This window comes from Luteibacter sp. CQ10 (assembly GCF_040900725.1).
Taxonomy (GTDB): domain Bacteria; phylum Pseudomonadota; class Gammaproteobacteria; order Xanthomonadales; family Rhodanobacteraceae; genus Luteibacter.
Map to the genome: position 1 here is coordinate 539,996 of NZ_JAEUYM010000003.1, position 23,579 is coordinate 563,574.

Below are 23,579 nucleotides of genomic sequence, written 5' to 3' on the forward strand. Positions count from 1 at the left end.
TTTCAACGGATCCAACGGAACTTTCGTTCATGAAGAAAACCTCGTACGCGCTGGTCGTCCCGGCACTGCTCCTGTCCGTCCTGGTCGTCTCCGGCTGCGGCGCGTTCCGCTCCAAGAAGGATTGGGAAAGGGCCCAGCAGGAAGCCCCGCTGGAAATCCCGCCGGGCCTCGACACGCCGTCGACCAGCGCGGCCCTCGTGATCCCCGACGTGGGTGCCGGTGCGTCCGGGGCGCAGGCCCAGCCGGGCGCCGCGCCGGTGTCAGACGGTTTCGTGCTGACCGACGCGCCCGATGCCGCCTACCGCCGTATCGGCGAACTGTTGAGCGTGGGCGACCTGGGCAAGGTCACCGCGCACGACGACAGCACGCACACCTACCAGATCGCCGTGAGTCAGGGCGGCCCTTCCGAAGAGCGTCCGGGCCTGTTCCGTCGCATGTTCGGCGGTGGCAAGCACGATGACGCCGAAGGCGGTTCGTCGTCGAACGGCCGCAAGCAGCGCAGCGTCGTGCTCGTCGTCAACGAAAGCGGCACCGGCAGTGAAGTGCGTGCACAGGGTGATGCCGACGGCGTTCGCCGCGTGATCGATGCGCTCAAGTCGCGTATGGGCAGCAAGTAAGCCTCTTCGTATGTCACGCATGAAAACGCCGCCCTAGGGCGGCGTTTTCATTTTCGTCGTTCCGCATTGTGTTGATCCGATGTCTCGCCGGGGCCAGATGCTTTCGACCCGGCGTTCGGCGTGTTCCACGGTTTCTCGGCGCAAAAAAAAACGGCCCGGAGGCCGTCTTTCTCATTCGTGGTGCAGGCCGCTCAGCGTTGGAGCTGATCGATCTTGTTCGGCTTGTTTTCCCATGCCTTGGCATCGGGCAACCCGTCCTTGCGCTCGGTGATGACCGGCCACTCCCTGGAGAGGTCGGCGTTCAACGCGACGAACGACTCCTGGCCCGCGGGCACATCGTCTTCGGGATAGATCGCGTTGATGGGGCACTCCGGCTCGCAGAGGGTGCAATCGATGCACTCGTCCGGATTGATGACCAGGAAATTGGGGCCTTCGTGGAAGGCGTCGACAGGGCAAACCTCGACGCAGTCCGTGTACTTGCACTTGATGCAGTTGTCGGTAACGACAAAGGTCATGCGAAATCAGGCGCCAGAAGGAAAGTGGCGCTCCCTACGAGGTTCGAACTCGTGTTCCCGCCTTGAGAGGGCGGTGTCCTAGACCACTAGACGAAGGGAGCGGGGTCGTACCCGGAGTACGAAGCGCGTTAGTATACCCAAGTTCCGACGCGCGGCAACGCTTTTTTTCTCCCTCGTCGGAAGGCAACGAATTCGTTACATTTAACCCACTTTCGTTCCCGATACCGGTTGCCGGCGGGACACCCACCCGACCGGGCGCGCAGGCGCCCGCCAGGATCGTAGCCGCTTGAATCCCGAATACAGGAGCGACGTTTCGCCGGCCATGCGCATCATCCCGCGCGAACAGCACTCCATTTCCCGCAAGAACATCAGCAAGGCCGCCCTTCGTGTGCTTTACAGGCTTCACGAGGCCGGGTTCGACGCCTACCTCGTGGGAGGCGCGGTGCGCGACCTGTTGCTCGGCGGCCACCCCAAGGATTTCGACGTGGCCACCAATGCCACGCCCGACGAGGTGAAAGGCCTGTTCCGCAACTGCCGGCTCATCGGTCGACGGTTCCGCCTGGCCCACGTGGTGTTCGGTCCCGAGATCATCGAGGTGGCCACCTTCCGTGGCACGGGAGAGGAGGGCGGCGAGGGCGGCGACCGCCACATCGTCGACGGCCGCATCGTGCGCGACAACATCTGGGGCAGCATCGAAGAAGACGCCGTGCGCCGCGATTTTCGCGTCAACGCCCTTTATTACGACATCGCCGACTTTAGCGTGCGTGACTACGTGGGCGGCATGCAGGATCTCGAAGACCGCAGCATGCGCCTCATCGGCGACCCCGAGCAGCGCTATCGCGAAGATCCCGTGCGCATGCTGCGCGCGGCCCGGCTGGCCGCCAAGCTCGGCTTCACCATCGACCATGCCGCCGCCGCGCCGTTCGCCACGCTGGGCAACCTGCTGAGCGAAGCCTCGCCCGCTCGCCTGTTCGACGAATCGCTCAAGCTCTTCCTCGCCGGCCACGGCCTGAAGAGCTTCCGCATGCTCGAGGCCTGCGGGCTGCTGAAATTCCTCTTCCCGGCCACGGCGCGCGCGCTGGAACGCGGCGACGAGGCCTTGCGCGCGCTGGTGGAACAGGGGCTGGCCAACACCGACGCGCGCATCGCCGCCGGCAAGTCGGTCACCCCGGCCTTCCTCTATGCCGTGCTGCTGTGGGGCGAGGTGCGCGACCAGGCGCACGGCTGGATGGCCCAGGGGTTCGACATGAACGAGGCCTGGCAGCGCGCGGCCGTGCACGTGGTGGCCGAGCAGTGCCAGCGCGTGGCGATCCCGCGCCGCTTCACCTTCACCATGGAAGAAATCTGGGCATTGCAGCCGCGCTTCGAGCAGATCCACCGCAAGCGCGTGTTCCGCCTGATGTCCCATCCGCGCTTCCGGGCCGCGTTCGATTTCCTCCTGCTTCGCGCGCACGAATCGCCGCGCATGCGCGAGCTCGGTGAGTGGTGGAACCACGCCCAGCAGTTGCCGCCGGAGATGCTGGCCGCCGCCCTCGGCGGTGGTGGCGTGCCGCCGGCCAGCGAACACACGGTGGCCGCCACGGCGCCGGCCCGCAAGCGCCGTCGCCGCCGCAAGCCGGCGGGTCGCGGCAAGGGCGATTCGGGCGGCGCGTGAGTGTGTCCGCCCTGATCGGCCTCGGGGGCAACCTGGGGGAGGTTCGTGCGCGCCTGGAGGCGGCCGTCGACGCCCTCGATGCCGTGCCGGGCATCACGGTGACGGCGCGCTCGCGCTTCTATCGCACGCCGCCCTGGGGCAACGTCGACCAGCCCGATTTCGTCAACGCGGCCGTCGCCGTGGACACATCCCTCGACGCGCACGCGTTGCTCGACGCGATGCTGTCGATCGAACGGGCCTTTGGCCGGGTGCGAGACGGTGAACGGTGGGGGCCGCGGACGCTCGACCTCGACCTGCTCGCCTATGGCGACGCGGTGATCCGCGACGAGCGGCTGGACGTGCCCCATCCGCGCATTCCCGAACGTGCCTTCGTGCTGCTGCCGCTGGCCGATATCGCCGCCCAGACGACGTTGCCCGGCGTGGGGCGCGTAGCCGACCTGCTTGCCCGGGTAGACGTGGCTGAATGCCGCGTGCTGGATTAGGTTCGCCCTTCCTTGAGCCCGGGCCCGTCCGGGAGGACAATCCCGGTTTCTTACAACGAGGCGACAAGAGCGTGTACGTTGAAAAAACGAGTGCGCCGGCGCGCAAGCCGGTGACCGTGCCGGGCCTGAAGGCGATGAAAGCCGAAGGCCGGAAGATCGTGATGCTCACCGCCTACGACGCGAGTTTCGCCGCCCAACTGGAAGCCGCCGGGGTCGACGTGGCCCTCGTCGGCGATTCGCTGGGCATGGTGGTGCAGGGGCGGTCGAGCACGCTGCCGGTCACGGTCGATGAGGTGGTCTATCACACCGCGGCGGTGGCGCGTGGCCTGTCCACGACGCTGCTCGTGGCCGACCTGCCGTTCATGAGCGATCGCGACGTGCCCACGGCGATCGACTCGGCCACGCGCCTCGTCGCCCAGGGCGGTGCGGCCATGGTCAAGATCGAAGGGGCGGGGCGCATCTGCGAGGTGATCTCCGCCCTGGCCGAGCGCGACATTCCCGTGTGCGCCCACCTGGGCCTCACGCCGCAGTCGGTCAACCGGTTCGGCGGCTACAAGGTGCAGGGCAAGACGGAAGACGCCGCCGAAAAGCTGCTTGCCGATGCGAGGGCCGTGGAAGCGGCCGGCGCCGATCTGCTGGTGCTCGAACTCGTGCCCGCCTCGCTGGCGGCCCGCATCACTGCCGCCGTGTCCATTCCGGTGATCGGCATCGGCGCGGGCGTGGAGTGCGACGGCCAGGTGCTGGTGGTCTACGACATGCTCGGCCTGACCCCGGGCAAGCGGCCGCGCTTCTCGAAGGATTTCCTCGCCGGACGCGACTCCATCCCGGCCGCGATCGCCGCCTATGCCGACGACGTTCGCGGCAAGCGCTTTCCCGGCCCCGAACACAGCTTCTGAAGGCACGACCCGACCTATGCAGACCGTTACCGATGCCGCCGCCCTTCGTGCCACGATCCGCGGCTGGCGCACCGCCGGGCAGACCGTCGGCTTCGTGCCGACGATGGGCAACCTGCACGCCGGGCACCACTCGCTGTTGAAGCTGGCGCGTGCCCGCGCCGATCGCGTGGTGGCCAGCGTTTTCGTCAATCCCACCCAGTTCGGTCCCAGCGAGGATTTCGAGCGCTATCCGCGCACCCTGGCCCAGGACCAGGTCGGCCTGGCCGAGGCGGGCTGCGACGTCCTGTTCGCCCCGGACGTACCGACCATGTATCCGTTCGGCCCGGCCGCCAGCGTGAGCATCCACGTGCCCGTGGTTACCGACACGCTGGAAGGCGCGCATCGCCCGGGACACTTCGACGGCGTCGCCACGGTGGTAAGCAAGCTGTTCCACCTGGTGCAGCCGGATTTCGCCGTGTTCGGCCAGAAGGATTTCCAGCAGTTGAAGGTGATCGAGCGCATGGTCCGCGACCTGTCGCTGCCGGTGAAGATCATGTCCGGCCCGACCCTGCGTGACGACGACGGCCTGGCCAAAAGCTCGCGCAACCAGTACCTGTCGCCCGCCGAGCGCCAGAGGGCGCCCCAGATCCACGCCACCCTCGTCCAGATGCGCGACCTGTTCCGGCAGGGGCACGCCTGGCAGGCCCTGGAGCAGGCCGCGCGGGCACGGCTGGAGCGGGCCGGGTTCGTGCCCGACTACGTCGCGATCCGTCGCGCCGAAGACCTGGCCGAGCCGGCGCCGGACGAGCGCGAGGGGCTGGTGGCCCTGGTGGCCGCCCGCCTGGGCGTCACGCGCCTGATCGACAACCTTCCCTTCGACTGAAGCCCCTTCACGAACGGGCACTTGCGTTTTGAAGGGCTACGCCCCATAAAGCGCCTCGACAGAGGAGCCCATTCCTGACGAGCGGGGCCTCCCTCCGTTAGAATGGGCGTTTTTGCAACCGCCACATCCCCAGAGACCGCCATGCAGCTCAACATGCTCAAGTGCAAGATCCACCGCGCCACGGTGACTCACGCCGAGCTGAACTACGAAGGCTCCATCGCCATCGACGGCAACCTGCTCGACGCCGCGGGCATCCGCGAGTACGAACAGATCCACGCGTGGAACATCAGCAACGGCGAGCGTTTCGTCACCTATGCGCTGCGTGCCGACGAGGGCTCGGGCATCATCTCGGTGAACGGCAGCGCGGCGCGCCGCGTGTCGGTGGGCGACCTGGTCATCATCGCCGCCTTCGCGAGCCTCTCCGAGGCCGAGATGGCGAAGTACCAGCCCGACCTGGTCTACGTGGATGCGAGCAACCGCATCACGCATACGAATCATTCGATTCCGAAGCAGGCGGCCTGATCGAGAGCCGTAGCCGGGCGTCGCCATGGGCGACGCCCGGCGCTGGGTTCCTGCGAACGCAGGAACCCAGCGCCTTGCAACGGGTTTTCGCGGCGATGCTCCATCGGCTCTTAAATGGAGCCGCTCCATACAATCCACTTACGCTGCACTGCGGTAATATTCGGGCTTCCCTCCGTCGCACCCAAGTGGAAGCCATGGATTCAAAGCACGCCCCCCTGCCTTCGTTCGAAGCGCACGCCGCCCGCCTGGCCGGTACCCATCTCCGCACCCTCGTCAACGATGACGCCCGCGCCCAGCGCCTGCGTCGCCGCGTGGGGCCGATCCTCCTGGACATCACACGGCAGAAGCTCGACGTCGCCGCGCTCGATGCCGTGGGACAGTACATCGAAGGCACCGGCTGGAAGGCCGCGCGCGATGCGATGTTCGAAGGCAAGCACATCAACACCTCCGAAGATCGCGCCGTGCTGCATACCGCCCTGCGCGGCGGCGCCTCGCGCCATCCGGCCGCGCCGGCCGACGTGCGCAAGGAAGTGTCCGACGCGCTCGACAAGATGGAGCAGCTGGTCAATGCCGTGCATCGCGGCGAAGGCGAGTCGGTCGGCCTGATCGGTCGCGTGACCGACGTGGTCAACATCGGCATCGGCGGTTCGGACCTCGGTCCGCGCCTGGCCGTGCACGCGCTCGAACAGTTCCACGTCAAGGGCATCACCAGCCATTTCCTCACCAACGTCGACGGCCAGGCGGCCACCGACCTCATGAAGAAGCTCGACCCGGCGCATACGCTGGTGATCCTGGTGTCCAAGAGCTTCAACACGCAGGAGACCCTGCTCAACGGCGGCGTCTTCCGCAACTGGATCCTCAAGGCCAACGACGGCGACGAGGCGAAGACCTCGAAGCATTTCATCGCCGTGAGTTCCAACGTCGAAGCGGTGAACAAGTGGGGCGCTTCGCAGGTGCTGCCCATGTGGGATTACGTGGGCGGTCGCTTCTCGCTGTGGTCCGCGGTCGGTGCGTCCATCGCCTTCTCGATCGGCATGCAGGGTTTCCGCGACCTGCTCGCGGGTGCGGCGGAAGCCGACGACCATTTCCGCACGGCCGAGTGGCAGGACAACGTTCCGGTGCTGCTGGCCATCGCCGAGCTCTGGAACCGCAACATCCTTGGCCGCAGCAGCCGTGCCGTGGTGCCTTACGTCGATTCGCTCGCCGACCTGCCGTCGTACCTGCAGCAGCTGGAAATGGAGAGCCTCGGCAAGCACGTGCATCCCGACGACGGCAGCGAAGTGGCCCAGTCCACCGTGCCGGTGGTGTGGGGCAGCATCGGCACCAATGCCCAGCATGCCTATTTCCAGGCATTGCACCAGGGCACCGATACCGTGCCGCTGGAATTCATCGGCCTGGTGAAGCCGGCGCACACGCTGCGCGAGAACCACGACGTGCTGCTGTCCAACCTGCTGGCGCAGGCCGCCGCGCTGTCGTTGGGCAAGACCTTCGACGAAGCCTTGGCCGAAGCGAAGACCGGCACCGACGAAGAACGTCGCGCGCTCGCCGCGCAGCGCACCTTCAAGGGCGACCGTCCGAGCACGGTGTTCATGCTCGACTCGCTCACGCCGCATTCGCTCGGCGCGCTCATCGCGCTCTACGAGCACAAGGTGTTCATGCTCGGCCACCTGTGGGGCATCAACGCATTCGACCAGTGGGGCGTGGAGCTGGGCAAGGTCATCGCCAAGCAGATCTATCCCTCGCTCGCCAACGACAAGAGCGCGGGCGACCTGGGCCAGTTCGACGGCGCGACCCGCGGCCTGATCGAGGCCATCCGCGACCGCCGCTGATCCGGGCCGACGTTCGCAAGCAAAGAAAGCCCGGCTTGCCGGGCTTTTTTCTTTTCAGGAGAAGACACGTGACCGAATCGATCGACACCCTGGGTGGCATGCGCGTGCTCATGTGCTCGGCGCACGGCGTTACGCTGGCGGATGGCGGGTTCGACGATCTGCTGGGCGAAGCGCTGGGGCATCGCGTGGACATGCTCGTGCTGCCGGTGGAACGGCTGGGCGAGGGGTTTCTCGACCTGCGCACCGGTATCGCCGGTGCCGTGTTGCAGAAATTGGTGAATTACCGGCTTCGCGCCGCAGTGGTGGGGGATGTGTCGCACGCGTCCGAGCGAAGCACGGCGTGGCGGGACTTCGTGCGCGAAGCCGATCGCGGGAAGACGTGCTGGTTCGTGGGTGACGTCGGTGAACTCGAGGCGCGACTGGTCTCGAACTGAGGCGTCATCGCTCGCACGGGCTCAAGGTGCTGGGCTCCTGCGTGCGAAGGAGCGACGTGAGTATTTTTCTGACGCAACGATGAATCTCGCGACTCGTCGCTCCTGCGCACGCAGGAGCCCAGTGCCGTGTGTCCGAACTTGCGACAGCGTGTGATCGAAAAAACGGTCACACCTCGAGCGTGGCCAGGTCGCCCTTTTCCTCGAGCCACTGCTTGCGGTCGCTCGCGCGCTTCTTCGCCAGCAGCATGTCCATGAGCTTCTGCGTGCCGTCGTCGACGTCGACGGTGAGCTGCACCAGGCGCCGGGTGTCCGGATGGATGGTGGACTCGCGCAACTGCGCGGGATTCATCTCACCCAGGCCCTTGAAGCGCGTGACCGAGACGGCGCCCTTCATCTTCTCGCGCTCCACCTTCTCGAGCATGAGCCGCTTTTCTTCCTCGTCGAGGCAATAGAACACCTGCTTGCCCACGTCCACGCGGAACAGCGGCGGCATGGCGACGAACACATGGCCCTGGCTCACCAGGGTGGGGAAGTGGCGAAGGAACAGCGCCGAGAGCAGGGTGGCGATGTGCAGGCCGTCGGAGTCGGCGTCGGCGAGGATCACCACCTTGCCGTAGCGCAGGCCCGAGAGGTCGTCCTTGCCCGGGTCGCAGCCGATGGCCACGGCGAGGTCGTGCACTTCCTGCGAGGCCAGCACGGCGCCGGATTCGACTTCCCAGGTGTTGAGGATCTTGCCACGCAGCGGAAGGATGGCCTGGAAATCCTTGTCGCGCGCCTGCTTGGCCGAGCCGCCCGCCGAATCGCCTTCGACGAGGAAGAGTTCGGTGCGGGTGAGGTCGGTGGCCGCGCAGTCGGCGAGCTTGCCGGGCAGGGCGGGGCCCTGGGTGATCTTCTTGCGCACCACCTGCTTGGCCGCCTTCAGGCGCGCGCTGGCGCGCTCGATGGCGAGCTGGGCGATCTTCTCGCCGAGGTCGACGTGCTGGTTGAGCCACAGGCTGAAGGCATCGTGGATCACGCCCTCGACCACGCCGGCGGCGTTGCGCGACGACAGGCGTTCTTTCGTCTGGCCGGCGAACTGCGCGTCCTGCAGCTTGATGCTGAGCACGAACGACAGGCGCTCCCAGACGTCTTCCGGCGCCAGCTTCACGCCGCGCGGCAGCAGGTTGCGCAGGTCGCAGAATTCGCGGATGGCGTTGGTGAGGCCCGAGCGCAGGCCGTTGACGTGCGTGCCGCCCTGCGCGGTGGGAATCAGGTTGACGTAGCTTTCCTGCACCAGGTCGCCCTCGGGCAGCCAGGCCAGGGCGACATCGAGGGCGTCGGTGTCGCGGGCGAAATGTTTCACGAAGAGATCGGCCGGCAGCGCCTCGGCGCCCTGCAGTTCGCCGCGCAGGTAATCGGGGAGGCCGTCTTCGAAATACCACTCGGTGGTCTCGCCGCCTTCCTCGTGCAGGCGCACGGTGAGGCCCGCGCAGAGCACGGCCTTGGCACGCAGCAGGTGTTTGAGCTTCGAAACGAGGATCTTCGGCGTGTCGAAGTATTTCGGGTCGGGCCAAAAGCGCAGCGTGGTGCCGGTCTTCTTCTTCGGTACCGAGCCGATCACCTCCAGGTCGCTCGCACGGTCGCCGTCGGCGAAGCTCATGCGGTATTCCTGGCCTTCACGACGGATGGTGACGTCCACCCGGGTGGAGAGCGCGTTCACCACCGAGACGCCCACGCCGTGCAGGCCGCCGGAGAAGGCGTAATTCTTGTTGGAGAACTTGCCGCCGGCATGCAGGCGCGTGAGGATCAGTTCGACGCCGGGCACCTTCTCCTCGGGATGGATGTCCACCGGCATGCCGCGGCCGTCGTCGCTGACCTCGACCGAGCCGTCGTTGAAGACGGTGACCTCGATGGTCTTGGCGTGGCCCGCCAGGGCCTCGTCGACGGAGTTGTCGATGACTTCCTGCGCCAGGTGGTTGGGGCGCGAGGTGTCCGTGTACATGCCGGGGCGACGCTTGACCGGGTCAAGGCCGCTGAGGACTTCGATGTCTGAGGCGTTGTAGCGAGTGTTCATGAGGCGTCGCGGTGATTCGTAGCCGGGCAGAATGGGCTTTCGCCGGTCGGGTGGTCAAGTTTTGCAGGTGACGGTGTCAGACCCTGAGACGGTGAGGTGGCCTGGTTCGCCGATGCGATCGGCTCCCACCCCTTCGGTAGGCGGTCTCTGCAAGCCATCCTACCGAAGGGGTGGGAGCCGATCGTATCGGCGAAGACCGGCGCAGCCGGTCACAAGGGCGCGCAATGCCATTCGAGCCATGCCCGATCCTCGCCCCCCAGCAGCGGCGACAACGCCGCCCGCACGGTCGCGTGGTAATCGTCCAGCCACGCCCGCTCCGACGGCTCCAGCAGCCGCGGCTCCAGGGTGCGCCGGTCGAACGGGCAGAGAGTCAGCGTCTCGAAGGCGAGGAATTCGCCGAATTCCGTGGTGTCGGCCTGCACCACCACGGCGAGGTTCTCGTGGCGGATGCCGTGGCGGCCAGGCTTGTAGAGGCCCGGTTCGATGGACGTGATCATGCCGGTTTCCAGCGGTACCAGGTCGGCGCCGGGGCGCGGCGGGCGGATGCCGTGCGGTCCTTCGTGCACGTTGAGGAAATAGCCCACGCCATGGCCGGTGCCATGGCCGAAGTCCATGCAGGCGGCCCAGAGCGGCGCGCGGGCGAGGGCGTCGAGCTGGGGGCCGCTGGCGCCCTTGGGGAAGCGGGCGCGCGACAGCGCGATCATGCCCTTGAGCACCAACGTGGAGTCGCGGCGCTGTTCGTCGGTGACCGGACCCAGCGCGAGCACGCGGGTGATGTCGGTGGTGCCGCCGAGGTATTGGCCGCCGGAATCCACCAGCAGCAACCCCTGCGCGGCGAGCGGGCTGAAGCCGGCTTCCGTGGCGCGGTAGTGCGGCAGGGCGCCGTTGGCCTGGTAACCGGCGATGGTGGAGAAGCTCTCTCCGACGAATCCGGCCTGCGCGGCACGCGCCTCGCGGACGAGGGTGTCGACGTCCAGCTCGGTCAACGGCTCGCCGGCGGCGAGCCCGGCTTCGAGGCGGCGGAAGGCACGCACCAGGGCCGCGCCGTCGCGGCGCATCACGTCGCGGACGTGGTCGAGTTCGTCGCCGGTCTTGCGCGCCTTGCGGGCCGTCGACGGCGCGCTCGCGCGGACCTGCTTCACCGGGGCGGGCAGACCTTCCAGCACGGCCACCACCACCTTGCCGGGGTCGATCATCAGCACGGCATCGTCCGGCAGCGCGGCGAGCGCGGAGGCCGCCGTGCCATAGCCGGCCACCGCGACGCCGTCGGCGGCGAGCGCGGCCTTCACGTCGGCCGGCAGCTTGGCCGCATCGACGAACAGGGTGGCGCGGTCGTGTTCGACGAGCAGGTGGGCGAGGAAAACGGGGTTGTATTCGACATCGGCGCCACGCAGGTTGGTGAGCCAGGCGATGTCGTCGAGGCTGGAAACGAAGTGATGCGTGGCGCCCGCGCGGCGCATCGCCTGGCGCACGTGGCCCAGCTTCTCGTCGCGGCCGACGCTGGCGAACGGGGCGGGATGCGCATATACCGGCGCCTCCGGACGGGCGGGGCGATCGGGCCACGCGGCGCCGGGCAGGTCGAGGTCGGTGCGCAGGCGAGCGCCGACGGCGCCCAGCCGCCTGGCGAGGTCTTCCGCGCCGGCCACGGAGATGCTGTCGCCGGCCACCGCCACCACGTCGCCGTCGCCCAGGGTCTCGACCAGCCACGCCACGTGCTCGGGCGTGTGCGCCACGTTCAGTTTCATCAACGGCAGGGTGGTGCCGGCCAATTCGGCGTCGGCCTGGGCGAAATACCTCGAATCGGTCCATAGGCCGCCGCCGGTGGATGTCACCACGAGCGTGCCGGCCGATCCGGTAAAGCCCGAGAACCACTCGCGGCCCTGCCAGCGCGCGGGCAGGTATTCGGAAAGATGGGGGTCGGCGCTGGGCACGACGACGGCAGCGACGCCTTCACGGGCCATGGCGGCGCGAAGGGCCTGGAGACGGGCGGGAATGGGAGATGTGCTCATGGGCCCATGGTAAGGGAGAGCGCCGCCATGTGTCCCTTCGTTCAGGGGGCCACTCGCGAGCCGCCCCGCACTTGGGTAAAATACAAATTTCCAGCACTGGCTGCTCGCATGACTCCCCTGATTTTCGTCACCGGCGGTGTGGTGTCTTCCCTCGGGAAAGGCATCGCAGCGGCGTCGCTTGCGTCCATTCTCGAGGCGCGCGGCCTTTCGGTCACCATGATGAAGCTCGATCCGTACATCAACGTGGATCCGGGCACCATGAGCCCCTTCCAGCACGGCGAGGTCTACGTCACCGACGACGGTGCCGAGACCGACCTCGACCTGGGCCACTACGAGCGCTTCGTGCGCACGCGCCTCACCGGCAAGAATTCCATCACCACCGGCAAGATCTACGAATCGGTGATCCGCAAGGAGCGTCGGGGCGATTACCTCGGCGCCACCGTGCAGGTGATTCCGCACATCACCGACGAGATCAAGCACGCCATCCACGAAGCCACCCGCGGTTTCGACGTGGCCCTGGTCGAGATCGGCGGCACGGTGGGCGACATCGAATCGCTGCCGTTCCTCGAAGCCATCCGTCAGCTGCGCATCGAGCACGGCCCCGAGAAGTGCATGTTCGTGCATCTCACCCTCGTGCCGTACATCAAGGCCGCCGGCGAGATCAAGACCAAGCCCACCCAGCATTCGGTGAAGGAGCTGCGCTCCATCGGCATCCAGCCCGACGTGCTGCTGTGCCGTTGCGAAGAGCCGCTGCCCGACGGCGAGCGCCACAAGATCGCGCTGTTCACCAACGTGCCGAAGAACGCCGTCATCAGCACGATCGACGTCGACATCATCTACAAGCTGCCGATGTGGCTGCACGAGCAAGGCCTCGACGACCTCGTCATCAAGCGCCTGGGCCTCGATGCCGGTCCGGCCGACCTCTCCAGTTGGATCCGCACGGTCGAGGCCGTGGAGCATCCGCGCGACGAGGTCACCATCGCCATCGTCGGCAAGTACGTGGAGCACAAGGACGCCTACAAGTCGCTGGGCGAGGCCCTGCGCCACGGTGGCATCAAGCAGTCCACGCGGGTCACGCTGGAGTGGGTCGATTCCGAAGAGGTCGAGGCGCGCGGTGCGCGCGCGGTGCTCGGCGGCGCCGATGCCATCCTCGTGCCCGGCGGCTTCGGCAAGCGCGGTTTCGAGGGCAAGATCCTCGCGGCCCAGTTCGCCCGCGAGACCGGCATCCCGTATTTCGGCATCTGCTACGGCATGCACGCCGCGGTGGTCGAGTTCGCGCGCAACATCGCGGGCCTGTCGCAGGCCGATTCCAGCGAAAACGATCGCAACACGCCCGACCCGGTCATCGGCCTCATCACCGAGTGGACCACCGCCAGCGGTGAGATCGAGACCCGCAACGAGCGCTCCGACCTGGGCGGCACCATGCGCCTGGGTTCGCAGGAGGCCCGCCTCAAGGCCGGCACGCTCGCCCGCGAGCTCTACGGCGAAGACGTGGTGCGCGAGCGCCATCGCCACCGCTACGAGTTCAACAACCGTTACCGCCAGTCGTTCGAAGACCTGGGCCTGGTGATCTCCGGCAAGTCGATGGACGACCTGCTGGTGGAGATCGTCGAGCTGCCGCGTCAGGTGCACCCGTGGTTCCTCGGTTGCCAGGCGCATCCCGAATTCACGTCCACCCCGCGCGAGGGCCATCCGCTGTTCATCGGCTTCATCCGCGCCGCGCGCGAGTACAAGGCCGTGCGCGACGGCGAGAAGCTGGCCGCGCGTTCCGAGGAGTCCGCCGCATGAAGCTCTGTGGTTTCGAGGTCGGCCTCGACCAGCCGTTCTTCCTGATCGCCGGTCCCTGCGTCATCGAGTCGATGCAGCTGCAGCTCGACGTGGCCGGCAAGCTCAAGGAGATGACCGATCGCCTGGGCATCAACTTCATCTTCAAGTCGAGCTTCGACAAGGCCAACCGGTCCTCCGGCACGAGCTTCCGCGGCCCGGGCATGGAAGAAGGCCTCAAGGTGCTCGACGCGGTGAAGAAGCAGATCGGCGTGCCCGTGCTCACCGACGTGCACGAATACACCCCGATGAACGAGGTGGCCGCCGTGGTCGACGTGCTGCAGACGCCGGCCTTCCTGGCCCGGCAGACCGACTTCATCCAGAACGTGGCCCGCGCCGGCAAACCGGTGAACATCAAGAAGGGCCAGTTCCTCGCGCCCTGGGACATGAAGAACGTCGTGCAGAAGGCGTTCGACGTGGGCAACCACGACATCATGGTCTGCGAGCGCGGCGCCAGCTTCGGTTACAACAATCTCGTGTCCGACATGCGCTCGCTGTCGGTGATGCGCGAAACGGGCTGCCCCGTGGTCTTCGACGCCACCCACTCGGTGCAGTTGCCGGGCGGTCAGGGCACCAGCTCGGGCGGCCAGCGCGAGTTCGTGCCGGTGCTGGCGCGCGCGGCCGTCGCCGTAGGCGTTTCCGGGCTGTTCGCCGAGACCCACCCCAATCCCGCCGAAGCGCTCAGCGACGGTCCCAACGCGTGGCCGCTCGACCAGATGGAAGAATTGCTCGAGACCCTCATGGAGCTCGACCAGGCCGTGAAGCGTCGCGGTTTCAAGAACCACGCCTGACGATGCCGGCCCGCGCGCACCGCTTCCGCTGGCCCGCGCGCACCGCATCGTCTTATATTCCCCCAGTCTTCGGCCGCGGCGCGCCCTTGCGCGCCGCGGCCGTGTCCGATCATTCCACCTCGTAACGGGAAGCGCATGAGCACCTCGATCACCCAGATCCACGCCCGCGAAATCCTCGACTCGCGCGGCAATCCCACGCTCGAAGCCGAAGTCACCCTCGCCGACGGCTCGTTCGGCCGTGCGGCCGTGCCCAGCGGCGCGTCCACCGGCACGCGCGAGGCGGTCGAACTGCGCGACGGCGACAAGGGCCGCTACGGCGGCAAGGGCGTGAAGAACGCGGTCGCCAACGTCAACGGCGCCATCGCCAAGGCGCTCGCCGGTCACGACGCGGCCGACCAGAAGGGCCTCGACGACGCCCTCATCAAGCTCGACGGCACCGACAACAAGGGCAAGCTCGGCGCCAATGCGCTGCTGGGCGTGTCCATGGCCGCCGCGCACGCCGTGGCCGCCTCGAAGAAGCAGGCCCTGTGGCAATACCTCATGGTCGACGGCGGCGGTTCGCTGCCGGTGCCGATGATGAACATCATCAACGGCGGCGCCCACGCCGACAACAACGTCGACGTGCAGGAGTTCATGGTGTTGCCGGTCGGCGCGCCGAACTTCGCCGAAGCGCTGCGCTACGGCGCGGAAATCTTCCACGCCCTGAAGTCGGTGCTGAAGGGGCGTGGCCTCAACACCGCCGTGGGCGACGAAGGCGGCTTCGCGCCCAACCTCAAGTCCAACGTCGAAGCGCTCGACACCATCCTCGAGGCGGTGAACAAAGCCGGCTACAAGGTGGGCAGCGACATCCTGCTCGGCCTCGACGTGGCCAGCTCGGAATTCTTCAAGAACGGCAAGTACGACCTGGAAGGCGAAGGCAAGGTCTTCACGCCCGAGCAGTGGGTGGACACCCTGGCCTCGTGGGCCAAGCAGTACCCCATCGTCACCATCGAGGACGGCATGGCCGAAGGCGACTGGGACGGCTGGGCGCACCTCACCAAGGTGGTGGACGGCGGCATCCAGCTCGTCGGCGACGATCTCTTCGTGACGAACCCCAAGATCTTCCAGGAAGGCATCGACAAGAAGATCGCCAACGCGATCCTCATCAAGGTCAACCAGATCGGCACGCTGTCGGAGACGCTCGAAGCCATCGCCATAGCCGACCGCGCCAAATACGCGGCCATCGTCTCGCATCGCTCGGGTGAAACCGAAGACACCACCATCTCCGACATCGCCGTGGCCACCACCGCCACGCAGATCAAGACCGGTTCGCTCTGCCGCACCGATCGCGTGGCCAAGTACAACCAGCTGCTGCGCATCGAGGAGGCCCTGGGCGCCAAGGCGAAGTACGCCGGTCGCGACGCGTTCCCCAACCTCTCCAAGCTGCCCGGCTAAAGGCGGCCCGTGAGCAGTGCGGCACTCCTTCGCTGGGCCGGGTTGATCCTGGTCATCATCCTCATCGCGCTACAGCTGAAGCTGTGGGTCGGCGGTGGGGGGATGGCCGAGGTCGATTCCCTGCGCGCGGCGGTCAAGAAACAGACCGAGGAGAACGCGGGCCTGCAGACGCGCAACCAGGCCCTCGCCGCCGACGTGGAAGACCTCAAGCACGGCGAGCAGGCCACCGAGGCGCGCGCGCGCCAGGAGTTGGGCCTGATCAAGCCGGGTGAAACGTTCTACCAGGTGGTGGAGCCGGGGGCCGCGACCAGCGCGCCGCCGCCTCCGCCGCCCGTCGCGCCCGGCGGCCAGTAATGAATACCCTCTGGTGCGTGATACCGGCCGCCGGCAAGGGCGTCCGGGCGGGCGGCGACCGGCCGAAGCAATACCAGCCGATCACCGGCCGGCCCCTGATCGAGCACACGCTCGAGCGGCTGGCCGCGCATCCGCGTATCGCCGGGTTCGTCGTGGTGATTTCACCCGACGATACCCATTTCGCGAGCCTTCCCCGCGTGCACGGCAAGCCGCTGGTCACCGCCGTCGGCGGCAGCGAGCGTAGCCACTCGGTGCTGGCCGGCCTGCGTGCGCTGCCCGAGTCGGTCGGCGACGACGATTTCGTGCTGGTGCACGATGCCGCTCGGCCCTGCGTGCGCGCGGCCGACATCACCCGTCTCATCGACATGGCCGGAGCGGGCGAGGGCGGCCTCCTGGGCGCGCCGTTGCGCGACACGCTCAAGAGGGCCGACGAGGCCTGCCGCAGCGTCGCCACCGAGCCGCGCGAGGGGCGCTGGCGGGCCTTCACGCCGCAGATGTTCCGGCGTGCGGCACTCTCGCGTGCACTCGGCCTTGCCGCCGACGCGGGTATCGTCGTGAGCGATGAGGCGATGGCGATGGAACGCATCGGCGTCACGCCCCTGCTGGTCGAGGGATCGGAAGACAACATCAAGGTGACCACGCCCGCGGATTTCACGCTGGCGGAGTTCCTGCTCGGGAGAACACGATGATGCGTATCGGCCAGGGATTCGACGTGCACGCCTTCGGGCCCGGCGACCATGTAATGCTGGGTGGCGTGCGGATAACCCACGGCCAGGGCGTGCTGGCGCATTCCGACGGCGACGTGGTGCTGCACGCGTTGTGCGACGCCCTGCTGGGGTCGCTCGCGCTGGGCGACATCGGCAAGCACTTTCCGCCGTCCGACGAGACGTGGCGCGACGCCGACAGCCGCAGCTTCGTTCGTGCCGTGCGCGACATGCTGCGCGATCGCGGCTACGCATTGGGCAACGCCGACATCACCGTGATCTGCGAGGCGCCCAAGGTCAATCCGCACGCGCAGGCCATGCGCGAGACCATCGCCGCCGACCTGGGCGTGGACATCGACCGTATCAGCATCAAGGCCACCACCACCGAAACGCTCGGCTTCACGGGCCGCCGCGAAGGCATCGCGGCCATGGCCACGGTGCTGGTGCAGCGCGCGTGAGCGAGGTCGAAGCCCGGCCCTCCACACCGCGCCTTCACGACAGGCTGGAGGCGATCGATCGGCTCCTGCGCCAGCGCGAGGGTTTCATCGAGTTCGCCGGCGAAGCCCATGACGGCGACGATTCGGCCTTGAAGACCGCCGAAGCGGAGCTTCAATCGCTCCTCGACGAACTGCACCCGGCCGACCTCGCCGACGTGCTCGAGTCGCTGCCGCTGGAAGATCGCCTCGCGGTCTGGCAGCGCGTGCGCTCCGATCGCGACGGCGAGATCCTGCTCGAAGTCTCCGACTCGGTCCGCGAATCGCTGATCGCCGACATGGACGACCGCGAGATCCTCGCGGCGGTCGAACCGCTCGATGCCGACGAGCTGGCCGATCTCGTCGACGACCTGCCCACCGAGGTGCTGCCCGAACTGATGGCCAGCCTCGGCGCGCAGGAGCGCGAGCGCGTGCAGGCGGCCATGTCCTACGAGGACGACCAGGTCGGTTCGCTGATGGACTTCGACATGGTCACCATCCGCGAGGACATTCGCCTGGAGGTGGTGCTGCGCTACCTGCGCCGTTTCGACGAACTGCCCGCGCAAACCGACAAGCTCTTCGTGGTGAACGCCGACAACGTGCTCACCGGCGTGCTGCCGCTGCACTGGCTGCTGGTGAACTCCCCGGACAAGATGGTCCACGAGATCATGGCGCCCGACGTCAACACCTTCCATCCCGAAGACGACGCCTACGAGGTCGCCCAGGCGTTCGAACGCTACGACCTCATCACCGCGCCCGTGGTGGACGGCAACATGCGCCTGATCGGCCGCATCGCCGTCGACGCGATGATCGACCTGATCCGCGAGGAAAGTGAAACCGAAGCGCTGTCGCGCGGCGGCCTGCGCGAGGAGGAAGACATCTTCGCCTCCGTGTGGAAATCGGTGCGCAATCGCTGGGCGTGGCTGGCGATCAACCTCGTGACCGCGTTCATCGCCTCGCGCGTCATCGGTCTGTTCGAGCATTCCATCGAGAAGCTGGTGGCGCTGGCCGCCCTCATGCCCATCGTGGCCGGCATCGGCGGCAACTCGGGAAACCAGACCATCACCATGATCGTGCGCGCCATGGCGCTCGAACAGGTGGGGCCGTCGCAGGCGCGCCGTCTATGGCGCAAGGAACTGGGCGTGTCGCTCATCAACGGCATCGTCTGGGGCGGCGCCATCGGCATCGTCGCCTGGCTGCTCTACGGCAGCGTGTCGCTGGGGCTGGTGATGACCGCGGCGATGACGCTCAACCTGCTACTCGCCGCCTTCATGGGTGTGGGCATTCCCATGCTCATGACCAAGCTCGGCCGCGATCCCGCGTTGGGGTCGAGCGTGCTGATCACCGCCATGACCGACAGCGGCGGCTTCTTCATTTTCCTGGGACTGGCGACGCTGTTCCTGCTCTAAGGCTTTCCAAGATGACCGACGACACGCTTCCCCATGCCTTCGGCGCGCCGCCGCTGCGCGCCCGCCTGCGTTCGACGCCGGAGGACTTCCGCGTGGACGAGATCCTCGGTTACGAACCCGACGGCGCCGGCGAGCACGCGTTCGTGATGGTGGAAAAACGCGGCGCGAACACCGACTGGGTTGCGCGCGAGGTGGCGAAGTTCGCGGGCGTGCCCCCGGTCAACGTCGGCTACGCGGGCATGAAGGATCGTCACGCCGTCACCCGGCAGGTGTTCACGGTGCAGTTGCCGGGCAAGGCCGATCCGGACTGGTCGGCGTTTCCGCACGCGGAAGTGACCCTCACGCCGCTGGGCCGGCACTCGCGCAAGATCAAGCGCGGTGCGCTGCGTGGCAACCGTTTCGTACTGGTGCTGCGCGAGGTGGAGGGCGATCGCGCCGACGCCGAGGCGCGGCTGGCCGCCATCGCCGCGCGTGGCGTGCCCAATTATTTCGGCGAGCAGCGCTTCGGGCTCGGTGGCCGCAACGTCGAGCAGGCGCGAGCCATGTTCAAGGGGCGCCGGATGGATCGCGACAAGCGATCCATCCTTCTGTCGGCCGCGCGTTCGCACATCTTCAACGGCGTGCTGGCCGAGCGCGTGCGAGCGGGAACCTGGGATGCCCCGATGGACGGCGAGATCTGGGGGCTGGACGGATCGCGTTCGTGGTTCGGGCCCGAGGCGTTCGGTGATGCGTTGGCCGAGCGGTTGGCACGATTCGACATCCACCCCACCGGGCCGTTGTGGGGGCAGGGGGAGACACCCGCCGCCGGCGACGTCGGGGAGCTGGAACGTGCCGTGGCGGCGCGTGATGCCGACTTGGCGGAGGGGCTGGCCGGGGCACGGATGGACCAGGAGCGGCGATCGTTGCGACTGAAACCATCGGAGTTCGTTTGGCGCTGGCTGGATGACGGCGCGCTCGAAGTGTCGTTCGCGTTGCCCGCGGGGGCGTATGCGACGACGGTGATGCGCGAGTTGATGGACGAGGCGGAGTCGCGATAACCGACCGCTCCGCCCTGGGTTCCCGCGTGCGCGGGAACGGCATGAGGGTTTCTTGTCGATCGCGGTGAAGTTCGTAGCTCGTCGTTCCCGCGCACGCGGGAATCCAGGGCCTCGGTCGTCACGAAGCGCGATGTGCCTCCAGGCAAAAGCCTCCATCGCGCCGAATCGGCAATTTTTCTTATTGACGCGACGCCGCAATCGCGGTGTCCTTGTCCCCGCGCGGAAGGTGCCGAGCCATGTCGCGCGTACCGGAACATGGGGGCAACATGAACAACCGTATTTTCTTGCAGGCGGCGGGGGCCGTCCTGCTGATGGTCGCCGTATGCGGCCCGGCCTTGGCCCGGAAGTCGGACGAGCCGGCGCCGGATACGCTCTGCACCATCCTGGGCACCGCCGACCGTTACGTGGACACCACCGTCACGGTGCGCGGCATCGCCAGCGCGAGCGGCAAGGCCACCCTGCTCAGCGACGCTGATTGCCAGGGGCGCATCGCCCTCACCATCGATCAGTCGGACAGTCACAGGCGGGAGATATCGTCGCTGCGCCGCGCGCTGTCGACCAACGGCTCGCAGGCCAATGCCACCGTCTTCGGCCGCTTCCATTCCACCGGTGACGCGCAGGTGCCTTACGCCATCGACGTGTACAGCGCGCGCGACGTCGCCGAGGTCAATTAGGCTCGCTCAGACCAGGGTCACCTCGACGCCCTGATCACGCAGGGCGTCGACATCGGCCTGCATGGCGCCCGTATCGGTGATGACCCTGTCCAGTTCGGACACGGGTGCGATGACGGCGAGACTGCGCAGGCCGAGCTTGCTGGCGTCGCAGACCACCACGACCTCGCGCGCGGCTCTCACCATCATGGCGTTGAGCGAGGCTTCCTGCGGATCGGGCGTGGTGACGCCCACGGCGACGTCGAGGCCGTCCACGCCGAGGAAGAGCCGGTCGGCGGACAGCCGCGCGAGCGCGCGCTCGGCATCCAGGCCCACCAGCGAATACGACGTCTGGCGCAGCATGCCGCCCAGCATCATCACGCGCACCGTCGGCAGGCCGCTCAGTTCCAGGGCGATGTTGAGGGCGTTGGTGATGACGGTGAGCGACGACCATTTACGCTGGCGGATGCGCCGCGCGATCTCGACGGTGGTGGAGCCCGAATCGAGGATCACCGTTTCGCCGTCGTCGATCAGCCGCGCCGCGGCCTCGCCGATGCGGCGTTTCTCCGCGAGGCGACGGGTTTCTTTGACGAGCAGGGGCGTGTCCTGCGCTTCGTCCCGTGCCACGGCGCCGCCATGGGAGCGCTTGAGCACGCCGGATGTCTCCAGCGCTTCGAGATCGCCGCGGATGGTCACGGCGGAGACGCCATAGCGCGACACGAGCTCGTCGACGGTGACGCGCTTTTCCTGGCGCACGCGCTCGGCGATGGCACGGCGCCGCTCTTCGATCAGCAGCTTCACGGGCGATGTCTTGGCACGTCGTTGGCTCATGGGGTCGGGTCGGGCAGGCGCAGGAGGCGCGCCGCGTTGTCGTGATAGATCTTGCGCAGGATATCCGACGGGAGGCCCAGTCCGTAGATCGACCAGCGTCCCTGCGGCGGCGCGACGGCGGGCGCGTAGTCGAAGTATTCGTCGTCGGTTTCGAGGAACCGGTAGTAGATCTCGTACAGCTCGTCGCACAGGCGCTGCTGCGGCACGGCGTCGCCATAAGGCGGCGGCACGGCATCGGTACCGAACAGCACGCGATCCTGGAACCGTTCGACGAACGCGCGGCTACGGCGCGGCTGCCGGCCGAGTTCGCCGATACGCGCGCTGATGTCCACCATCGTGTTCGGGTAGCGCGCCAAGGTCGCTTCCAGGTCGTCGAGTCGTTCGCCCTGGTTGCCCACGTGCAGCAGCACGAAGGTGGTGCGCGGATGGCGGGCGATCACACGGTCGCGCGCGGCCATCAGTTCGGCATGCGACGGGTAATCCGCGCCGTAGAACGACCAGTCCGGGTGCTGCGCGAGTTCCTCGTAGCGCTCGTTGTGGCGGTCGGTGGGTTCGAAGAAGGCGAGGGGATCGGCCGTATGCAGGAATACCGGCAGGCCGGTCGCGGCGCAGGCCTCCCACATGGGATCGAAGCGCGCGTCGTCGATGCCCACCAGGGCGCCCCTGTCGATGCCTTCACGCAGGTACAGGCCCAGCGTCTTGAGCAGCTTCAGGCCGCGGGCTCCCACGTGCGCGGCCCGCGTGATGGCGTCGGCCTGACGTTTCGCGTAGTCGGCTTCGCCGAACAGGTGGAACGACGGCTCGGTCATGGTGAAGAAGCGCCCCGGCGCGACGCGATCGAAGCGCGCGATGGATGCTTCCAGCCCGCGTCCGACGCCGCCGGTGAGGTTCACCATGCAGCGAATGCCCTTGCGATCCATCAGCGGCAGCAGTGTGTGCGGATCGGCGAAGGCGATCATGTCTTCGCCCAGCGACACGCCGCCACGGGTCTCGCGCATCCAGGTCAGGTGCGTATGCACGTCGATCACGGGAAAGCGCGGGGTTTCCACACGCGTCGTCTTGCCGCCGAGCATGCTGCGCGGGGCGAAGTCCACCAGCCGCAGGTCGGCGGCGACAGGGGCGGTTTCGAGGGGATTCTTGCCGGACGGCTGCTCACCGCCCGCCACTTTCGCGGCGGGCGGCGAGCAGCAGAGGCAACCAGTCCAGGCGTCGTCGGTCACGAGGGGTTCCTAGCGCGAATAGCGCTTCATGATCTCATGCACCTGGCGGGTGAGCGCCACGGCCTGTTCGAACGGCCGCAGCCACATGTTGCGGCCGAACATTACGCCGGTCGCGCCCGACTGCATGTAGAACTCCACCTTGCGCAGCACTGCTGCGTCATCGTCGTTCTTCTCGCCGCCGGAGAACAGCACGATGGTGCGGCCCGCGGAGCGCACCACGCGCGCCGTGCGCGCGGCGGCGTCTTCGGCGAGCGCGTCGTAGGGAGCGGGCGCGCCGTCGCGGCGATCGTCCGGTTCGTGCAGCTTGACGATGTCGGCGCCCACTTCGAGGGCCACGCGCGCGGCGTAATCCTGCGCGTAGAGCGAGCCCTTGCCGCCGCGCGCGTCGATGGCCGAGCCACGCGGATAAGACCACAGCACCAGCGGCATGCCGTAGCGGTCGCAGTCCTCGCGCACCTGGCGCAACTGGCGCAGTTCGTCGTGCTGGCGCGGCGATCCCACGTAGAGCGTGTAACCCACGGCATCGGCGCCGAGGCGCACGGCATCTTCCACCGATGCGAACTGCGGCGAGGTGGCGTCGCCGTCGCCCGGGATATTGGTCTTGCCGTTGAGTTTCAGGATCAGCGGCACACGGCCGGCATGCCGGCCCATGTATTTGCTCGCCAGGCCGATGCCCAGCGCGATGGCCGAGAAGCCGCCGGCCTCGGCCAGTTCGAACTGGTAGCTGGGGTCGAGCGCGGGCGGATGCGGAAAGAAGTCGGTGGGACCATGTTCCAGGCCCTGGTCGAGCGGCAGCACCAGGAGGGTGCCGTTGCCGGGGCCGTGGCCGTAGAGCATCCGGTGCAGGCGCGTGCGCTTGCCCGGAGGGAGATCCAGGGTGGCGAGGGTGGGAGCGATCGGCGAAAGGGCTTGCATGTCGGTTTTCCTCGGGGATACCCTGGAATCGAAAGTTTCGTTATCTTTCGTTTATCAACGTATC

The 23,579-nt window shown here is 67.5% G+C and carries 23 protein-coding genes and 1 tRNA gene; 17 read left to right on the forward strand and 7 right to left on the reverse strand.

Annotated features, from left to right (window positions below):
* Positions 1-29 precede the first annotated feature (29 nt).
* Positions 30-617 carry a hypothetical protein gene (locus tag JNG39_RS15560; protein WP_368312762.1) on the forward strand — a complete coding sequence of 196 codons (588 nt, stop codon included), beginning with the start codon at positions 30-32 and terminating at the stop codon, positions 615-617.
* Positions 618-808: 191 nt separating this feature from the next.
* On the opposite strand, the gene fdxA is transcribed toward JNG39_RS15560, so the two are convergent.
* Positions 809-1,132: a ferredoxin FdxA gene (fdxA, locus tag JNG39_RS15565; RefSeq protein ID WP_368312763.1), complete on the reverse strand. Its 324-nt coding sequence runs from the start codon at positions 1,130-1,132 to the stop codon at positions 809-811.
* A gap of 25 nt (positions 1,133-1,157) precedes the next feature.
* Positions 1,158-1,233 (reverse strand) — tRNA-Glu (locus JNG39_RS15570).
* 185 nt (positions 1,234-1,418) lie between these two features.
* Between JNG39_RS15570 and pcnB the strand changes: the two genes are divergently transcribed.
* The 7 genes from pcnB to JNG39_RS15605 all read left to right on the forward strand — a co-directional run bounded on the left by pcnB (position 1,419) and on the right by JNG39_RS15605 (position 7,811).
* Positions 1,419-2,786, forward strand: a complete 1,368-nt coding sequence (gene pcnB, locus JNG39_RS15575) for a polynucleotide adenylyltransferase PcnB (RefSeq protein WP_368312765.1) — start codon at positions 1,419-1,421, stop codon at positions 2,784-2,786.
* A complete protein-coding gene (gene folK, locus JNG39_RS15580) occupies positions 2,783-3,268 on the forward strand; it encodes a 2-amino-4-hydroxy-6-hydroxymethyldihydropteridine diphosphokinase (protein WP_368312766.1) in 486 nt (161 codons plus the stop codon). The genes pcnB and folK overlap by 4 nt, the downstream gene beginning before the upstream one ends.
* A 71-nt stretch (positions 3,269-3,339) precedes the next feature.
* The gene (gene panB / locus JNG39_RS15585) at positions 3,340-4,164 is read left to right on the forward strand and encodes a 3-methyl-2-oxobutanoate hydroxymethyltransferase (RefSeq protein WP_368312768.1); all 825 of its coding nucleotides are present in this window, start codon (positions 3,340-3,342) and stop codon (positions 4,162-4,164) included.
* 16 nt (positions 4,165-4,180) lie between these two features.
* Positions 4,181-5,026 (forward strand): pantoate--beta-alanine ligase, encoded by an 846-nt coding sequence (panC, locus tag JNG39_RS15590; protein WP_368312770.1) that lies wholly within the window; start codon positions 4,181-4,183, stop codon positions 5,024-5,026.
* A gap of 141 nt (positions 5,027-5,167) precedes the next feature.
* A complete protein-coding gene (gene panD, locus JNG39_RS15595) occupies positions 5,168-5,548 on the forward strand; it encodes an aspartate 1-decarboxylase (RefSeq protein WP_368312771.1) in 381 nt (126 codons plus the stop codon).
* Positions 5,549-5,742: 194 nt separating this feature from the next.
* Positions 5,743-7,377 (forward strand): glucose-6-phosphate isomerase, encoded by a 1,635-nt coding sequence (pgi, locus tag JNG39_RS15600; protein WP_368312772.1) that lies wholly within the window; start codon positions 5,743-5,745, stop codon positions 7,375-7,377.
* Between the two features lie 68 nt (positions 7,378-7,445).
* On the forward strand, positions 7,446-7,811 hold the full coding sequence (locus tag JNG39_RS15605) for a DUF4180 domain-containing protein (protein ID WP_368312773.1): 366 nt from the start codon (positions 7,446-7,448) through the stop codon (positions 7,809-7,811).
* 166 nt (positions 7,812-7,977) lie between these two features.
* Here JNG39_RS15605 and parE read toward each other — a convergent pair whose 3' ends face one another.
* Positions 7,978-9,864 carry a DNA topoisomerase IV subunit B gene (gene parE / locus JNG39_RS15610; protein WP_368312775.1) on the reverse strand — a complete coding sequence of 629 codons (1,887 nt, stop codon included), beginning with the start codon at positions 9,862-9,864 and terminating at the stop codon, positions 7,978-7,980.
* Between the two features lie 209 nt (positions 9,865-10,073).
* Positions 10,074-11,873 carry an aminopeptidase P family protein gene (locus JNG39_RS15615; protein ID WP_368312776.1) on the reverse strand — a complete coding sequence of 600 codons (1,800 nt, stop codon included), beginning with the start codon at positions 11,871-11,873 and terminating at the stop codon, positions 10,074-10,076.
* Positions 11,874-11,981: 108 nt separating this feature from the next.
* On the opposite strand from JNG39_RS15615, the gene JNG39_RS15620 reads away from it, so the two are divergent.
* From JNG39_RS15620 to JNG39_RS15660, 9 genes are all read left to right on the forward strand, one after another.
* Complete coding sequence (locus JNG39_RS15620; RefSeq protein WP_368312777.1) at positions 11,982-13,661, forward strand: CTP synthase; 1,680 nt, start codon at positions 11,982-11,984, stop codon at positions 13,659-13,661.
* Complete coding sequence (gene kdsA, locus JNG39_RS15625; protein ID WP_368312779.1) at positions 13,658-14,488, forward strand: 3-deoxy-8-phosphooctulonate synthase; 831 nt, start codon at positions 13,658-13,660, stop codon at positions 14,486-14,488. Before JNG39_RS15620 ends, kdsA begins: the two co-directional genes overlap by 4 nt.
* A 135-nt stretch (positions 14,489-14,623) precedes the next feature.
* Complete coding sequence (gene eno / locus JNG39_RS15630) at positions 14,624-15,922, forward strand: phosphopyruvate hydratase (protein ID WP_368312780.1); 1,299 nt, start codon at positions 14,624-14,626, stop codon at positions 15,920-15,922.
* Positions 15,923-15,931: 9 nt separating this feature from the next.
* Positions 15,932-16,276, forward strand: coding sequence for a cell division protein FtsB (ftsB, locus tag JNG39_RS15635; RefSeq protein ID WP_144917081.1), 345 nt, complete (start codon positions 15,932-15,934; stop codon positions 16,274-16,276).
* Positions 16,276-16,965: a 2-C-methyl-D-erythritol 4-phosphate cytidylyltransferase gene (ispD, locus tag JNG39_RS15640; RefSeq protein ID WP_368312781.1), complete on the forward strand. Its 690-nt coding sequence runs from the start codon at positions 16,276-16,278 to the stop codon at positions 16,963-16,965. Before ftsB ends, ispD begins: the two co-directional genes overlap by 1 nt.
* The gene (gene ispF, locus JNG39_RS15645) at positions 16,965-17,438 is read left to right on the forward strand and encodes a 2-C-methyl-D-erythritol 2,4-cyclodiphosphate synthase (protein ID WP_368312843.1); all 474 of its coding nucleotides are present in this window, start codon (positions 16,965-16,967) and stop codon (positions 17,436-17,438) included. The genes ispD and ispF overlap by 1 nt, the downstream gene beginning before the upstream one ends.
* Complete coding sequence (gene mgtE / locus JNG39_RS15650) at positions 17,435-18,862, forward strand: magnesium transporter (protein WP_368312783.1); 1,428 nt, start codon at positions 17,435-17,437, stop codon at positions 18,860-18,862. Before ispF ends, mgtE begins: the two co-directional genes overlap by 4 nt.
* An 11-nt stretch (positions 18,863-18,873) precedes the next feature.
* Positions 18,874-19,899 carry a tRNA pseudouridine(13) synthase TruD gene (gene truD, locus JNG39_RS15655; RefSeq protein WP_368312784.1) on the forward strand — a complete coding sequence of 342 codons (1,026 nt, stop codon included), beginning with the start codon at positions 18,874-18,876 and terminating at the stop codon, positions 19,897-19,899.
* Between the two features lie 266 nt (positions 19,900-20,165).
* Entirely contained in the window at positions 20,166-20,573 is a 408-nt protein-coding gene (locus JNG39_RS15660) for a hypothetical protein (protein WP_368312786.1), read from the forward strand.
* A 6-nt stretch (positions 20,574-20,579) separates the two neighbouring features.
* Here JNG39_RS15660 and JNG39_RS15665 read toward each other — a convergent pair whose 3' ends face one another.
* Genes JNG39_RS15665 through JNG39_RS15675 form a run of 3 tightly spaced genes read right to left on the reverse strand, consistent with a single transcriptional unit; the run spans position 20,580 to position 23,515 of the window.
* Positions 20,580-21,380 carry a DeoR/GlpR family DNA-binding transcription regulator gene (locus JNG39_RS15665; protein WP_368312788.1) on the reverse strand — a complete coding sequence of 267 codons (801 nt, stop codon included), beginning with the start codon at positions 21,378-21,380 and terminating at the stop codon, positions 20,580-20,582.
* Positions 21,377-22,600, reverse strand: a complete 1,224-nt coding sequence (locus JNG39_RS15670) for an amidohydrolase family protein (protein ID WP_368312789.1) — start codon at positions 22,598-22,600, stop codon at positions 21,377-21,379. The genes JNG39_RS15665 and JNG39_RS15670 overlap by 4 nt, the downstream gene beginning before the upstream one ends.
* Positions 22,601-22,609: 9 nt before the next feature.
* Entirely contained in the window at positions 22,610-23,515 is a 906-nt protein-coding gene (locus JNG39_RS15675; RefSeq protein WP_247367380.1) for a class I fructose-bisphosphate aldolase, read from the reverse strand.
* Between the last annotated feature and the right edge of the window lie 64 nt (positions 23,516-23,579).